The sequence below is a fragment of the Roseibium sp. HPY-6 genome, from assembly GCF_040530035.1.
Classification (GTDB): domain Bacteria; phylum Pseudomonadota; class Alphaproteobacteria; order Rhizobiales; family Stappiaceae; genus Roseibium.
Genome location: NZ_JBEWCD010000002.1, coordinates 2,103,737 through 2,118,347, shown reverse-complemented (window position 1 = coordinate 2,118,347; position 14,611 = coordinate 2,103,737). Strand labels below are relative to the sequence as shown.

Sequence of the window (14,611 nt, the reverse complement as noted above, 5' to 3'; positions counted from 1 at the left end):
TGAACCGACCCGATCATGGCGAACTTGCCGTCCACAAACACGTTGATCGGACCGCTACCTCGTTCACGCGCGGCAATTCACGCAGTCAAAACGGTTCGGGGAGAAGTGCGTCCGGGAGGTTCTGATAGCAAACGGGACGCAGAAACCGGCGGATCGAGAGTGTGCCGACCGACGTGGCACCGAAATTGGTCGAAGCCGGGTAAGGCCCGCCGTGCACCATGCTGTCGGCGACTTCAACGCCTGTCGGGAAGCCGTTGGCCAAGATACGGCCCGCCTTGCGTTCAATTATCGGCATCAGGCTTTGCGCGATTTCAGCATCCTCGTCATCCATTTGGATCGTGCATGTCAGCTGCCCTTGCATGGTTTGCGCAACTTTGGCCATTTCATCTGTGTCTTCGGCGATGACAACGATGCCGAGCGGCCCGAAAACCTCTTCTTGCAGAGCATGATCAGCCAGCCAGTCTTTGGCCGCCACGCGATAGAGGTAGGGTTTTGCTTCACGACCGGTGCTGGGTGTTCCGACAAGTTCACGGACACCTTCTCCTTTGGCAACACGGGCGACGCCCTTGCGATACGCATGTGCAATGCCATCGGTCAGCATTGTCTGACCGGCCACCTTGGTCAAAGCGGCCTCTGCCGCGAGGATAAACGCGTCAGCGCCCGGCAGCACCACGGCGATGCCGGGATTCGTACAGAACTGTCCGGCGCCCATGGTAAGAGATCCTGCCCAGCCGGTTCCGATCTCAGTACCACGGCTGTTGAGCGCGTGGGGTAGAAGGAACATTGGATTAACCGAGCCGAGTTCTCCGAAAAACGGGATCGGTTCGGAACGGCGCGCGCACAGGTCGAACAACGCGCGGCCGCCAGCCAAGGACCCGGTGAAGCCAACCGCCTTGATAAACGGGTGCTGCACAAGTGACGCGCCCACATCGCGTTTGCCCCCTTGAATGAGGGAGAAGACACCTGCCGGCATGTCACAGGCCTTGACCGCCGCATCAATCGCCTCAGCAACGATTTCGGCAGTGCCCGGATGCGCAGAGTGTCCCTTTACCACGACCGGGCAGCCCGCCGCGAGGGCTGCTGCGGTATCTCCACCCGCTGTTGAGAAGGCAAGCGGAAAATTTGATGCACCAAAGACAGCCACCGGTCCGATGGGGCGCTGGATCATCTTCAGGTCCGGACGTTGCAGGGGTTGGCGGTCTGGAAGGGCAACATCGTGACGCTGGTCCAGGTACTCGCCGTTTTGGATGTGTTTTGCAAAGAGCCGAAGTTGGCCCGTCGTGCGCCCGCGTTCGCCTTGCAATCGAGCCTCGGGCAGACCGGTTTCCTGTGTCCCGATCTCGGTGATGGCATCACCGCGCGCTTCGATCTCGTCTGCGATGGCGTTCAAAAAGGCTGCGCGCTGGTCCCTTGTACTGTAGCCGAATGACCAGTAAGCCTGCTCAGCGGCAATACACGCAGTCTCGACCAGATCAGGCGTTCCGACGAAAAAGTCATGCGCGGGACCATGCGCCGGATCGGAGCTGAATTTCTGTCCACTTTCGGTCCAGTGACCGGCAATCAGGTGTTTCCCGTGCGGGGTAAAGCTCATTGTTGTGTCCGTCCTAAAGGTATCTGGTTCAGATCGACACCATGCGTTCCGGTGTCATGTGTTTTCAGCTGCAAGCACGGCGCTGAGGCGCTCGGCCCCTTGGCCTTGCAACACAAGAACGCCGACGTGTTCCGCAATCGGAATTGGCTAAGACTGCGGGGATCGCTCGATGCGTTGGCGGCGTTTCATGTGAGGTTCGATTGCGGCACAGTTGCTAGAGCAAGGGAGGGCATGATGGCGCTCGGCAGGTAGCAGGCAATCGGCCAATCCCGCTCCCGTGAATGCGAAGCTGATCAAGCCTCCGGGCAGGTTGCTCACGCAGCGATCTCACTGTTGACGTTGCGAGCCATGCGCACAAGCAAATCAAAGGCTTGCCGTGTCGCGCCGACGTTTGCGATGCCTTTTCCAGCAATATCAAATGCGGTCCCATGCGCGGGCGTTGCGACCGGAATTGGCAGCCCTCCGGCGACCGTCACACCACGCTCGAACCCCATCAGCTTGATCGCGATTTGACCCTGGTCGTGATACATGGTCACGACTGCGTCTACCTCGCCGCGTTTGGCCTTTAGAAAAACGGTGTCCGACGGCCAGGGGCCGGTGACGTTCATCTGGCGCTTTTGGCATGCCTTGACGACCGGTTCGATTATGTCGATTTCCTCACGTCCGAATTTGCCGTTGTCGCCTGCATGAGGGTTTAGCGCTGCAACAGCCACGTGAGGCCGCGTTTTTCCGGACCGGGCCAGTGTCGCATGGGCAAGCTCGATCGCGCGCTCGATCCCCGGGCCGTCTATGTTGCTCGCGACGTCCTTCAGGCCGATATGGCTCGTAACCCGCGTTGTCATCAACTCGTCCAGCACGTTGATCTCTGAATGATAGCCTGTGAAACCCAGATAACGCGCCATGTAGCGATGTTCGTCTTCAGCATTGAGGCCGGCGGCGGTCATTGCTGCTTTGTTGAACGGGGCAAATAGCACACCGTCAACGTGGCCCGCCTGAGCAAGATCGAGCGCTTTGTCGAGGCAGCGGAGCGAAGTGGTTCCGCCTGCGACTGTCACCTCGGATACCTGGACGGCCTCCGGACTGATGGTTGCAAGATCCAGATGGCCAAGCCCGTCAAAACCGGGAACATCGGCTTCGTCGATAGAGTTGAGTTCAATGTCGGTCCCTGCCTGCTCGGCCCCGCGCTGCCATAGATGCGCATCCCCGACCAACAGGATATCGGCCGCGTCACGGACACCGTCTTCCTGCAGCAACTTGGCGATCAGTTCCGGCCCGATCCCCGACGGATCACCGGGCACAATGGAAATTCTGGGGCGCATCAATCGGTCTCCTTCTGGGCGTCGAGTTCCGCTATTGCGGCTGCAATATTGGTTTCAGCGGTGCGCAGATGCTTTTTCAGGGTTCGCCGTGCTGCCGTTGCGTCTCGCGCAAGCAGGGCTGTGACGATGTCCGAGTGTTCCTGCCGGGTGGCTTCGCGTCCGGAAATGCGCTGAGACGACAGGAACCTCACACGCCAAAGCCGGGCGTTGTAGGATGCATGCGTCTCGGCGAGCGCCGCATTTCCAGAGGCCGCGACGATCGCTTCGTGAAAGCGCATGTCCCTGCGAAACGCTTCCAGCTGTCCATCGGCGTCACGCGCCTCTTTGATCGAGGCGTTTATGCGCGCAATCTCGGCCAATTGCTCATCGCTCGCAACGGTGCAAGCCAATTCTCCGGCCAAGGCTTCCAATGCGCCCTGAACACGAAGCCAATCGTTGATTTCATCCAGGGAAGGATCGGCCACGTAGGGACGCCGGGTCGGGCCGTAGACGATCAGTCCTTCGCTTTCCAAAATGCGCAGCGCTTCTTTCAGGGGCGTGCGACTGATCCCGAAGGCTTCCGCCAGATCCCGCTCACGGACCGGCATGCCTGGAGCCAGCTTGCCGAGCATGATGAAATTGCGCAGATTTTCCGCCGCCTCTGAAGCAAGCGACTGCCGCGGTTTCAGTTCCACGAGTTCACGCAGTTCGTTCGTCCAGACCGGGTCGCTCATTCTAGTTTCCCCACTTCAAGACCAAAGGATCAAGCGGACGCAGCAGGTCGATCAGGCGTGACCGGATTGCCGGGTGCAGCGGAGGGATTGGATGACGGCAGTATTCGGATCTGATCACCCCGCCCTCCACCATTGCCGCCTTGCACGATTGCCAGCCGCATTGCCGGTTTTCATGATTGATGGCCATGGCGACCCGGCCATAGGCCGCAGTTGCGCCTTCGACGTCGCCGGAATGGTACCTGGTGATTACAGGCTTTATCTGGTCAACAATCATGCCGCTTGTCATTGAGCCGGTAGCGCCTGCATCCAGATCGGCCAACAGGGTAATCGCTTCCTCGCCATCAAACGGTGCTTCAATTGCATCCCCACCCGCGGCGATCAATGCCCGGATCTTGTTTGCCGCCCTGGCACATTCGATCTTGAAGAGTTTTACGGCTTCGATTTCGCGCGCCATGCGCACAAGAAGCGGGACGGCAAGCTCAACGCCGGACAAAGGTGCATCTTGCACCATGATCGGAATGCCTACTTCTCCGACAGCTGCAAACTGCTCAAAGCTTTGTTCAGGTGTCCCCTTAAGCAGTGCCCCATGATAGGGCGGCATCATCATGACGATATCTGCCCCAAGATCCTTGGCGAACCGGGCGCGTTCCACCGCGATTTGAGTGGCATAGTGGCTTATGGTCACAATCACCGGGACCCGGCCACCGACATGCTCGACACTCAGGCGCGCCAACACCTCGCGTTCAGCATCCGATATCAAAAACTGCTCGGAGAAATTGGCCAGCACGCAAATGCCATCCGCGCCCTGATCGATCAGGCAGTCCAGCACGCGCTTCATGCCGTCTAGATCAAGCGTTCCGTCCTCATTGAACGGCGTGGGAGCAACCGGCCATATTCCAGAGTATCTGTTCATTCGGTAATCTCGAAATGGTGAGCGTGTTTGTCCGTAATTGAGATGCCGAGACCTGGAGTGTCGTCATCAAGTTGCAGGTAGCCGTCGACCGCTTCGACGTCGCCTTCAAAAATATAATAGAACAGCTCGTTGCCTACCTCGACGTCGAAGACAGGAAAGTACTCGCTGATCGGACAGTTCGCATTGGCCATGGTCAGGTGGTAATTGTGCATCTGACCAGCATGCGGGATGACGGGGATTTGCGCGGCCTCGGCGATGGCATTGATCTTTTGCGCAGCGGTAATGCCCCCCACCCGGTTGGTGTCATATTGCAGGACGCTGACGGCTTTGCGATTGATCAGTTCGGCGCAGCCGATCACGCTGAACTCGTGCTCACCGCCTGAGATGGGCACAATGCCCATCGCATTGAGTTCCGCATAACCGGCGACATCGTCTGCGATGACCGGCTCTTCCAGCCAACGCGGTTCAAACCTGGCAAGCTTGGGCAGCATGCGCTTGGCGTAGTCCAGGTTCCAGCCCATGTAGCACTCCAGCATGAGATCGACATCATAGCCGAGCACTTCGCGCAGAGCTTCAACACGCTTGAGGTTCTCCCGCATCCCGGCCATTCCGTCTTTCGGGCCAAAGCCGAAGCGCGATTTGTAGGCCTGGTAGCCTGCTTTCTTCGCCTTTTCCGCCTCCAGCTGCATCGCGTCCACGCTGTCGGCATAGAGCTTGGAATAGTAAACCGGAATTTTTTCCTTCGTGCGTCCGCCGAGCAGCTTGAAAACCGGTTTGCCAACCAGCTTGCCCATGAGATCCCAGATCGCGATATCAATGGCGCTGATCGCCGTCATGCCGATGCCTTTGCGCCCCCAGGCGTGCGTGCGGCGATACATCTTTTCCCAGATATAGGCATAGTCGAACGGGTCTTCGCCGATGACCAGAGGCGCGTACCAATCATCAATCGCCTTTTTGACAACGGTTGGTGCAAGGGCAGCATTCCCGATGCCGACGGACCCGTCGTCGGTCTCCACTTCGCATGTCAACCATTGGTGAAACCGGAACGAGGCCATCGCATCGCCCTTCATCCAAAGCGCATCTGAGGCATTGGTGCAGAAATTACCCTGTGGCGGAACCGTCGGTCCGGTCCAGTTCCAAACGCGCGTGCGGATAGATCGGATCTTCGTCATGAATTACTCTCCGGTGGAAGCCATCGGGTCGCGCTGCTTGAACAGGCGCCAGAAATACGGCCCGAACAATGCGAGGATGGTGAGCACAAAGAACAAAAGGGTAAGCGGGCGGGTGAACATCAGCCACCATTGGTCGTCCAGCATGATCAGGGATTGACCGAGACGCTTTTCCAGCATCCCGCCAAGGATCAGTCCGATCGCAAGAGGCACGACAGAATATCCGAAACGACGCATGAAATAGCCGATAACGCCTGCGGCCAGGGCTATGAACACATCCAGCATCGACTGATCAAGCGCATAAGCTCCGACGATTGAGAATGTGAAAACGATTGGCCAAAGGATCTGAACTGGCACAAAAGTAACCCGCGCGAACAGTTTGGCGCCGAAGAGCCCGACAAAGATGAACATCACATTGACGAGGAGCATGGCCCAGAAGATCGCGTAGGCGAATTCGGCCTGTTCGGTAAACATGGTTGGTCCGGGTTGAAGACCGTGGACCATCAATCCAGCCAAAATAACAGCTGCCGTCGGGCTGCCAGGGATGCCAAGTGCCAGCGTCGGCACCATCGCTCCCCCTGTCGCGGAGTTGTTTGCAGCTTCCGAACCCGCGATGCCTTCAATCGAGCCTTTGCCGAATTCTTCCGGGGTCTTGGACCAGCGCCGCGCCTCGTTGTAGCCGATCATAGAGGCGACGGTGGCCCCCTCGGCCGGCAGGATGCCGATAAATGTCCCGATCCCTGAACTGCGGAGTATTGTTCTCCAGACCTTGCGATAGTCTTCGCGTGACGGCAACTTGATAGCGTTCATGAAAACTTGCCGTCGCTCTACGTGTATTCGTTCAGCCTGCACAAGCAGCTCTGAAATACCGAAGATGCCGATCATGACAGGCACGAAGGCAATACCCTCCGACAACTCGTTGAAACCGAAAGTAAAGCGCTCGACGGTCGTCAGAAGATCCTTTCCAACCAGCGCCAGCAGAACTCCGAGCGCGCCCGCAATGATGTTTTTCAGCGGCGTACCGTCACCAATTGTGGCCAGCATCGAAATCCCGAAAACCGTCAGGGCGAAGTACTCGGGCGGTGCGAAATTGTAAGCCATACGAGCCATCAGCGGCGCGGCCAGCATCAAGCAAAAGACGGAAATGATGCCGCCGATGGTGGACGAAATCGTCGCCATCCCCAATGCACGCCCCGCCTCGCCTCTTTGGGCCAGGGGATAGCCGTCCAAACAGGTGGTCGCGCTCGCAGAAGTGCCGGGCGTGTTGATCAGGATTGCGGTAATCGCGCCTGCAAATGTCGCCGCGCAGTAAATCGTGGTCAGGATCGCGATGGCGGGAATGGGTTCCATCGTGATTGTGAACGGCAATAGCAATGCTGCGCCGGTCGTTGCGTTCAGACCTGGCAACGCACCGATCATCACTCCACCTATTGTCGCCAGAAACAGCAACACTAATAGATTGGGATCCGAAAGCGCGACCAGACCGGCAATTAGGGGTTCCATGGTCTCTTATCCGTACCAAATGTTGGTCAACAGCCCGCGCGGAAAGCGGATCTTGAACACCTGATCAAACAGGAGGAAGATCAGGGCCGGACTGACGACGCCGACAAGTCCGATACCCCAGGCGCGGCGTTCACCCCAGAGCCACGCAAGTGCGGCTGCAAAGACGCCCAGGCCCAGAAACAAGTCGATTTGCACGACAAGGGCGAAGACCGCAAACAACCCTATGCTCGCCCAAACATTGGGCACGACAGGGCCATGCTCGATCGGCCGGTCGAAGATCATTACAAGCACCGAAAGAGCCATGATCAGCAGCAAAACCATTTGCGGGAAATCGGATGGCTGCATTCCACGAAGTAAGATCGGGGGAACGCGATCGAACTGCGTGGTCAGCCAAAAGGCCATAAGGCAAAAAGCGATTATGCCGCACGGAACCGCGTAGCGTGTCATCGATACACACCTGATGAGTTGTACTGTCGGAATGAACTGGTCTGTCCGGCCGGTCCGCAGCAATGTGTGCCGCGGACCGGTCGTTGCTGAAACTTATTGAATGAAGCCCAGCTCGCGCAGTGCTGCGTCCATGTCGGTTTGCATTGAAGTCAGCTGGTTGCCCCATGTTTCGGCATCAGCAACCGAATCCGCATCAAGACCGACTGACGTCAGGAAGCCTTGATAAACCGTGTGGTTCATGGCCTTGAGCAATGACTCTTCAAGTTTTTTCGCCACTTCGTCGGGCGTGTCGGCATGCACCACGAAGCCCCGAACGGTCGAGAAGTTGGCATCGATGCCGAGTTCCTGCGCTGTAGAAACGTCCGGCAATCCGTTCATGCGCTCCGGCGCAAGAACAACGATCGGGCAGATGTCGCCTGCTTCAATCTGTGACCCCGCTTCGGCAAGGTTCAGGACGGCAACATCCACCGCACCGGCGACGAGTTGGGTGGCAAGCTCACCACCGCCCTCGAACGGCACAATCTTCGGCGTCGCAAGATCGCCTCGCCGCGCAAACATGAAGGCCGATACGTCGTCAATGCCGCCGAGATGAGTCGTGCCGTAAGTCAGAGGTTCGCTCTTTTGGGCATCAACGAACGCCTGGGCGGAGTCGTAGACGCCGCAGCGGGTCATCAGGATCTGCGGGTCATCGGTTCCACGGGCAATCGGACGCACGTCATCGAGCCCCATTTCGGTCTTGCCCAGAGCAACCGTTGCCGAGTGGCCGATTGTGAAAGTCAGGATGCTATGTCCGTCTGCCGGCTGGGTCAGGTAGTAGTCCATCGCGGAAGCGCCGCCGCCACCGCGTTTGTTGACAACGACCATGTCTTCGCCCAGCTCCCGGCGCGCCCTGATCATCATCATGCGTGTGGTCACATCTGTGCCGCCGCCGTTGCCAGCGTGGGTCACAACTTCAATGGTTTTGTTCGGAAACTCTTCCGCGACGGCTCCGCCGCCAATCACTGCGGCGGCTGCCGCAACAACGAGAAGTTTTTTCATGAATTCCTCCCTTGCGCAGGCGCGAAATCGCGCCGTGGAGGTTAGATATCATGATATTTGGAATTTTGGAATACCAAATATCATTTTGTTTGCGACCGAGATCGAAGATCAGGGATTTGATCCGGGCTGCCGAACGCATTCATGCGAGGATTGACCTGATTTGCAGGGGCGACTGATTGCGTTCGGCGCTGCAAATTGCCGTGCAGACCCGAGCTGTTGAATGGCCCGGATTGGCAGAATGGCGACGAACCCCTTGCTCCATTGCGCGTCGCCCAGCCGATTGTGACTGATTTACCGGTCCTTAGGTGGCCTGGTTCTATGTGTGGCGCCACACCATCACGAAGGTCGATACCGGCGCATCATCTTCGCGAGGCGTTTTGCCGATGTCCGTTGTTCGCGGCTTCGTTCAGGCTTTTGCGAGGGCCGTTTACCCGTATGGCGCTTTAGCTCGACGATCCGGCGACCTGCGCCAAGCCCGTGATCCAGGTTGTTCAGTCACTGGCCGCTTTAACGTTTCAGTCTGATGATCGGTTTGTGCTCAAATCCCGCCGCGCGGAGCGATTGCACAGCTTAAGTGTGGCAGGCTGGCTTTTCATGAATTCAGGACCATTCAAATCAGAGAAGGCAGCACGACGGCTGTGAACGTCCTGACAGGCCGACCGAACTCCGGACCACTGTGCCTGGCCGGTGTTGAAATACACTCTAGTCCGAAACGGATATATGAATGCGGGCGGCGGCGCTGTTGTAGTAGGCGCGGTAGTACTCCAGAGGGGAACCGTCTTTTTCAAACCCGATCGACTCGATCCAGATCAGCGGATCCTGACTTTCAAGCTCCATGCGCTGGATCACTTCAGGTGGCGGCATGACGGCAGAAAGCCAACGTTCCGCTCGCACTAATCTACGTCCATAAAGCTCGCGGATAGTCCCCTGGATCGACTTGCCTTCAATCGGCACCCGCTCGAACCCGGGAACCTTCTCCGCCGGAAACGACATGATCGAGTGTGTTATCGGTTGACCGTATGCCCAGAACACCCTGCCCGCCCGGACAACACAGGCCTCTTCCTTGAGCTGAAGGGCTTCACGCTCCTCATCATCGGCAAGCACTTTGACAAATTCAAATGTCTGCGTCCTGAGCTTGGCCCCACGGGCCAGCATGTCATCAAACAAACTGACATTCGACGTGACGAACCCGCTTTCTCGCGGTCGATCGCCAACAAACATCCCTTTGCGAGGAATTTTGACCACGAGCCCGCGCGCGGCCAGCGAGGTAATCGCGTGGCGCACAACCGCCTTCGAAACTCCGAAAAGGTCACACAGCGCCGGTTCGGACGGAATACGGCTACCGACCGCCAGTTTGCCGCTTAAAATCAGGTTTTCGAGCTGAACACTGAGTTGCTCCCACAAGGGGACGGAAGCACCGCGTGAGAGGACAATTCGGCGGCATTCGAAAAGAAAGATCTCGACCGCAAGACTGTCCTGTTCGGCAAATCCGGGACGGCCGACTGCCTTGCGGGTATTCTGCATTCCTTTCAAACAGCCGCTCCTCTTCGGGCTGGATTCAACACTGTTCTAGTGTTCTAGCATTCCCCACAGCTTGCGCTTGATGTCCAGAAACTCTGATTCAAGGCGCATAGCATCTTCACGGGGACGCGGCAAGCTGACTTCCTCGATGTGCCGGATACGGCCCGGACGCGCTGACATCACGATAATCCGGTCGGACAGAAAGATTGCTTCTTCCAGATCATGCGTGACGAAAATGACGGTTTTCTTTGTCTGGTTCCAGGTTTTCAGGAGATCGGACTGCATGCGCTCCTTTGTCTGTGCGTCGAGTGCCCCAAAGGGCTCGTCCATCAGAAGCACGTCCGGATTGTTGGCATAGACCCTGCCGATATCGACGCGCTTGCGCATGCCTCCCGAGAGCTCTCGCGGCCAGCGGTTCTCGAAGCCTTTCAAGCCAACCATCTCCACCCACTTGGCTTCGATTTCAGCCTGTTCGGCGCGGCTAGCCCCCCGAAGACGCGGTCCGTAGGAAACATTTTTGGCAACTGTCATCCAGGGAAAGACCGCATCCTGCTGGAACACCATCCCGCGCCTGTTGTCCGTCCCGTTGATCACGTCGCCATCGAGCGTCATTTCGCCATCGGAGGGGACAAACAGTCCCGCCATCATCTTTAGCAGTGTCGACTTTCCGCAGCCGGATGTTCCCACGATGGAGGTGAAGCTGCCTGAGGGAAAGGTGAGGTTTATGTCATCCAGAACGGTCAGGGCAGCCGGTGTGTTCTTGCCGAAGGTGTGGCTGAGGTGATTGACTTTAATTTCAGGCATTATTCACGTGCCTCCGACCAAACCATCAAGCGCTTCTGGATCGCGCGAAACGCCCGGTCCATCGTGAACGCACAGACACCTATGATGACAATGATCATCATGACCTGATCTGTGAGGAAATAGCGCCTGCCTTCCTGCAGCAGATATCCGAGACCGTTAGGCGCTGCGATCAGTTCGGCCGCGACCAGTGTGGTCCAGGCGGCTGCGAGCGCTATCCGGTATCCCGTTATGATAAACGGAGTGGCCGCCGGAATGGCCACAGTCCGGAAAATCTGGATCCGTGAGGCTCCAAGCGTTGCGGCTGCGTCCACGTAGACCTTCGGAACGTTTTTCATGCCCGCGATCACATTGACGACGCACACCATGAAACATGCAATTGAGATGAGCAGCACGCGGCTGAACTCTTCAATACCGAACCAGATGATCACGATGGGAATGTAGGCCAGCGGCGGAATAGGACGCACAGCCTCGATCAGGGGGTCGACGAGATATTCTACCGTTTCGTACCATCCGACCAGGCACCCGATCACCAATGCGGCTGTCGTTCCACACAGAAAGCCGAGAAAGATCCGAAACAGGCTGGCCGACAACGCATCCAGCAACGTCCCTGCTTCCAGGTTGGTGAAGAAAGACCCGATAATACTCGATATGGGCGGCAAAAGGCTCGGATTGTTGTCAGGCTGGTTTGTCACAACCACGTAGATTACCAACACGGTCGTGATCGACAGGGCGCCCAGGAACAGGCGCCCACGCAGAAGGTTTTTCATAACAAGCCTATTCGTTCGGACGGCTTCTAAATTTGCCGGACAATCTGATCGGACACCAGTGCCGGGAGATCCGGAACACCACCGATCCGATCATTTGCGACCAGGAACTCAGACTGTACTTTCAGAGAATTCTCAAGAATACCCTTTGAGTAGACGTCCTTGATCTCAGGCTTGTCAAAGTAGAAGTAACCGTTGAGCAATGGCTCGACGTCTGCCGGCGTAACCCCTGCCCGGCCGACCTGCTCCTGCCATGCGACCATGCGGTCAACGACAGCGGCATTGTCCTCGCGCAGCATCTTCACCGCTTTCTCATGAAAAGCCCGGACCAGCTCAACATAGGCCGCTTCGTTTGCGTCCATGTTGTCTTGTGTGGTCATAAAGACGTCCATGATGGACGGTCGGGAATCGATCGGCAGCTTGGATCCGTCAACGAGCAGATTTGCTTCCGGCATCGCGTCGTAAATCAACTTGCGGGACGTTGCCAGTGGCACCGTTGCGTCGACGGCACCGGCGATGAAGGCGGATTGCCCGTCGATTGGCTCCATATTTACGCGGGTTAATGGCATGTCGGCCAATCCGTTCACCCGAAGTGCCGTGTCGAGGAAGAAATCAAAGTTGGAACCCGACGTAACAGCGATTTTCTTGCCTTCCAGATCGGCAAGTTTCTTCACATCCGGCGCACCCACAATCTGGAAGAGGCCGGACGCATCACCGCAGACCGAGATTTCCCGGAAGTCCGCAACCTTCCTGTACATGGCCGCCAGAGGCGGCACGGAACCGACCGTGATGGCATCCACCGACCCACCAACCATCGCTTCAATTGCGGGTGGACCGGACGGGAAAACCGCAAACACCTGCTCAACATCAGGAGCGAAGCCCTGATCCTCGATCAACCAGTACAGACCGAAAGAATACGCAGGAATAATGCCGATCCTCAGCCTTGCGCTCTTTCCGAGCGCACCGCTTGAGAGCACCGCAGGCGCAGCCAACGCAGCAAAACCCGCCGCACCACCTTTCAGCACTGAACGGCGACTAAAATTCCCAGTTCTTATTTTGCCCATCACGCATCTCCTCCCTATGACCATGCGGCGTCGAAATACCACATGTAATGCGACCAGGATTATTATTGATTATAATCAGAATTAACGAATGTCAAGCTTGCAAGAAATGGATTTTTTCGTTTGACATAATTCTGATTATAATCAAAAAAGAAGATGGCGATCTGAAACGGAACGCCTCTCCAAACTGCAAATCTGCCTACAGCTGCTGGGAGGGCGCTGTGAACATTATTCTTATTCTGGTGGACAGCCTGAACAAGGAAGCACTGCGGATCTACAACCCGTCCACAGTGTGCGAAACGCCCAATATCCAGGCATTCGCCGGAAGGTCGCACGTATTTGACGGTCATTTCATTGCTAGCCTGCCGTGCATGCCTGCACGCAGGGAGATCTTTGCCGGCCGCAAGGAATTCATGTGGCGCCCCTGGGGCTCCCTCGAAGTTTTCGATCCGCGCCTGCCGCGCGAAGTTCAAAAACAGGGTTACAACACCGGCCTAGTGACCGACCACTACCACTACTGGGAAGAGACCGCGAACGGCTACATGCAGGGATTCATGTCACTTGAAATGATCCGAGGACATGAAACCGATTACCACACGCTCCCGGACAGCGGGCCTGCCCCCAAGTGGGTGGAGAAGATGAGCGAGTTCCGCTCGCCATATCACATGCGCCAGTACTGGGAAAACGTGAAGAATTTCAAAGGTGAGGAAGATTATTTTCCGGCCAAGACATTTACGGCTGCGGGAAACTGGCTGGAAAAATATGCGAAGCGCGCGCCCTTCTTTCTGCAGGTCGAGAGTTTCGACGTCCACGAACCGTTCCACATCCCCGAGCCTTATGCGTCAATGTACACGCAAGGCATTGAAGGCAACGCGGACGACTTCAACATCTGGCCGCCCTATCAGGTGTACAAGGATCTGGACGCCTTCATGGACCAGACAACACCTCAGGAACTCGCGTATCTGAGATCCCAGTACTACGGCAAGACCACGATGGTCGACAAATGGCTGGGCAGGTTCTTCGACAAGATCGGTGAGCTCGGCTTGTGGGACGACACGCTGGTCATTTTCACGACCGATCACGGGCATGATCTGGGTCAGCGCGGTGTCTTCGGCAAACAATACCCCCACTACGACAGTCACGCGAATATTCCGATGATCGTTTGGAACCCTCATCATCGTGGCGAGGGGCAGCGTGTCCCCCACCTTACCCAGACCGTTGACATCTTTTCGACCGTGATTGAAGCCGCGGGCGGAAAACCACCGGAAGAAACGCGGCATTCCAGAAGTATCCTGCCGCTGATGGAAGGCAAGGAAGCCGTCCGGTCGGAGATTACCTACGGAACTTTCGGGCAAGGCGTGTGCATTACCGATGGCGAATGGACGCTTTTCAAGTCGCCGATCAAGGACAAGCCGCTTTTCAGCTATTCCACCATGATCGCCCGCCCGCTTCTGGTGGACAATCCCGTGGATGGCCGCGTTGGAGCAATGCCGCCCCAACCGGTTGACCAGGACAGGTTTGATCCGAGCATCCCCTTCCCGCTCTGGAAACTGCCAATCAAGATCGATCCAAGAACGCATGATGACTTTCTGTTTCATCGCTCGGTCGATCCGGATCAGACCCAGAACCTGTGGGACCAAGAGCCTGAACAGCGCACGCGCATGTTGAAACTGCTTCGGACCACTCTGGATCAGGAGGGATATCCGCTGGAGCAACTCGCGCGGCTCGGTCTTGAGGAATTTGAACCCGTCGCAGCACAGTGAAAGCA

The 14,611-nt window shown here is 57.1% G+C and carries 13 protein-coding genes; 1 reads left to right on the top strand and 12 read right to left on the bottom strand.

The genetic code is table 11. The features are described 5' to 3' along the window. Positions 1-85: 85 nt before the first annotated feature. From ABVF61_RS20915 to ABVF61_RS20860, 12 genes are all read right to left on the bottom strand, one after another. Positions 86-1,591: an aldehyde dehydrogenase (NADP(+)) gene (locus tag ABVF61_RS20915; protein ID WP_353995467.1), complete on the bottom strand. Its 1,506-nt coding sequence runs from the start codon at positions 1,589-1,591 to the stop codon at positions 86-88. 314 nt (positions 1,592-1,905) lie between these two features. Continuing rightward, positions 1,906-2,910, bottom strand: coding sequence for a 4-hydroxythreonine-4-phosphate dehydrogenase PdxA (locus ABVF61_RS20910; protein ID WP_353995466.1), 1,005 nt, complete (start codon positions 2,908-2,910; stop codon positions 1,906-1,908). Beyond that, positions 2,910-3,623 (bottom strand): GntR family transcriptional regulator, encoded by a 714-nt coding sequence (locus ABVF61_RS20905; protein ID WP_353995465.1) that lies wholly within the window; start codon positions 3,621-3,623, stop codon positions 2,910-2,912. Before ABVF61_RS20905 ends, ABVF61_RS20910 begins: the two co-directional genes overlap by 1 nt. 1 nt (position 3,624) lies before the next feature. After that, positions 3,625-4,536, bottom strand: a complete 912-nt coding sequence (locus ABVF61_RS20900; RefSeq protein ID WP_353995464.1) for a dihydrodipicolinate synthase family protein — start codon at positions 4,534-4,536, stop codon at positions 3,625-3,627. Then, positions 4,533-5,708: an L-rhamnonate dehydratase gene (locus ABVF61_RS20895; RefSeq protein WP_353995463.1), complete on the bottom strand. Its 1,176-nt coding sequence runs from the start codon at positions 5,706-5,708 to the stop codon at positions 4,533-4,535. Before ABVF61_RS20895 ends, ABVF61_RS20900 begins: the two co-directional genes overlap by 4 nt. Before the next feature lie 3 nt (positions 5,709-5,711). Then, positions 5,712-7,208 carry a tripartite tricarboxylate transporter permease gene (locus tag ABVF61_RS20890; RefSeq protein WP_353995462.1) on the bottom strand — a complete coding sequence of 499 codons (1,497 nt, stop codon included), beginning with the start codon at positions 7,206-7,208 and terminating at the stop codon, positions 5,712-5,714. A 6-nt stretch (positions 7,209-7,214) separates the two neighbouring features. Next, a complete protein-coding gene (locus tag ABVF61_RS20885; protein ID WP_353995461.1) occupies positions 7,215-7,655 on the bottom strand; it encodes a tripartite tricarboxylate transporter TctB family protein in 441 nt (146 codons plus the stop codon). A 93-nt stretch (positions 7,656-7,748) separates the two neighbouring features. Continuing rightward, positions 7,749-8,693 carry a Bug family tripartite tricarboxylate transporter substrate binding protein gene (locus tag ABVF61_RS20880; RefSeq protein WP_353995460.1) on the bottom strand — a complete coding sequence of 315 codons (945 nt, stop codon included), beginning with the start codon at positions 8,691-8,693 and terminating at the stop codon, positions 7,749-7,751. Positions 8,694-9,395: 702 nt separating this feature from the next. Next, on the bottom strand, positions 9,396-10,217 hold the full coding sequence (locus ABVF61_RS20875) for a GntR family transcriptional regulator (RefSeq protein ID WP_353996467.1): 822 nt from the start codon (positions 10,215-10,217) through the stop codon (positions 9,396-9,398). A 45-nt stretch (positions 10,218-10,262) separates the two neighbouring features. After that, a complete protein-coding gene (locus ABVF61_RS20870) occupies positions 10,263-11,018 on the bottom strand; it encodes an ABC transporter ATP-binding protein (protein WP_353995459.1) in 756 nt (251 codons plus the stop codon). Continuing rightward, entirely contained in the window at positions 11,018-11,785 is a 768-nt protein-coding gene (locus tag ABVF61_RS20865; protein WP_353995458.1) for an ABC transporter permease, read from the bottom strand. The genes ABVF61_RS20870 and ABVF61_RS20865 overlap by 1 nt, the downstream gene beginning before the upstream one ends. A gap of 26 nt (positions 11,786-11,811) precedes the next feature. Then, on the bottom strand, positions 11,812-12,846 hold the full coding sequence (locus ABVF61_RS20860) for an ABC transporter substrate-binding protein (protein WP_353995457.1): 1,035 nt from the start codon (positions 12,844-12,846) through the stop codon (positions 11,812-11,814). A gap of 218 nt (positions 12,847-13,064) precedes the next feature. Here ABVF61_RS20860 and ABVF61_RS20855 point away from each other — a divergent pair, with 218 nt between their 5' ends. Further along, complete coding sequence (locus ABVF61_RS20855; protein ID WP_353995456.1) at positions 13,065-14,606, top strand: sulfatase; 1,542 nt, start codon at positions 13,065-13,067, stop codon at positions 14,604-14,606. Positions 14,607-14,611 lie beyond the last annotated feature (5 nt).

Excerpts from the sequence above, each read along its gene's own strand:
- ABVF61_RS20915 (WP_353995467.1), bottom strand. The coding sequence starts at position 1,591 with ATGAGCTTTACCCCGCACGGGAAACACCTGATTGCCGGTCACTGGACC.
- ABVF61_RS20910 (WP_353995466.1), bottom strand. The coding sequence starts at position 2,910 with ATGCGCCCCAGAATTTCCATTGTGCCCGGTGATCCGTCGGGGATCGGG.
- ABVF61_RS20905 (WP_353995465.1), bottom strand. The coding sequence starts at position 3,623 with ATGAGCGACCCGGTCTGGACGAACGAACTGCGTGAACTCGTGGAACTG.
- ABVF61_RS20900 (WP_353995464.1), bottom strand. The coding sequence starts at position 4,536 with ATGAACAGATACTCTGGAATATGGCCGGTTGCTCCCACGCCGTTCAAT.
- ABVF61_RS20895 (WP_353995463.1), bottom strand. The coding sequence starts at position 5,708 with ATGACGAAGATCCGATCTATCCGCACGCGCGTTTGGAACTGGACCGGA.
- ABVF61_RS20890 (WP_353995462.1), bottom strand. The coding sequence starts at position 7,208 with ATGGAACCCCTAATTGCCGGTCTGGTCGCGCTTTCGGATCCCAATCTA.
- ABVF61_RS20885 (WP_353995461.1), bottom strand. The coding sequence starts at position 7,655 with ATGACACGCTACGCGGTTCCGTGCGGCATAATCGCTTTTTGCCTTATG.
- ABVF61_RS20880 (WP_353995460.1), bottom strand. The coding sequence starts at position 8,693 with ATGAAAAAACTTCTCGTTGTTGCGGCAGCCGCCGCAGTGATTGGCGGC.
- ABVF61_RS20875 (WP_353996467.1), bottom strand. The coding sequence starts at position 10,217 with ATGCAGAATACCCGCAAGGCAGTCGGCCGTCCCGGATTTGCCGAACAG.
- ABVF61_RS20870 (WP_353995459.1), bottom strand. The coding sequence starts at position 11,018 with ATGCCTGAAATTAAAGTCAATCACCTCAGCCACACCTTCGGCAAGAAC.
- ABVF61_RS20865 (WP_353995458.1), bottom strand. The coding sequence starts at position 11,785 with ATGAAAAACCTTCTGCGTGGGCGCCTGTTCCTGGGCGCCCTGTCGATC.
- ABVF61_RS20860 (WP_353995457.1), bottom strand. The coding sequence starts at position 12,846 with ATGGGCAAAATAAGAACTGGGAATTTTAGTCGCCGTTCAGTGCTGAAA.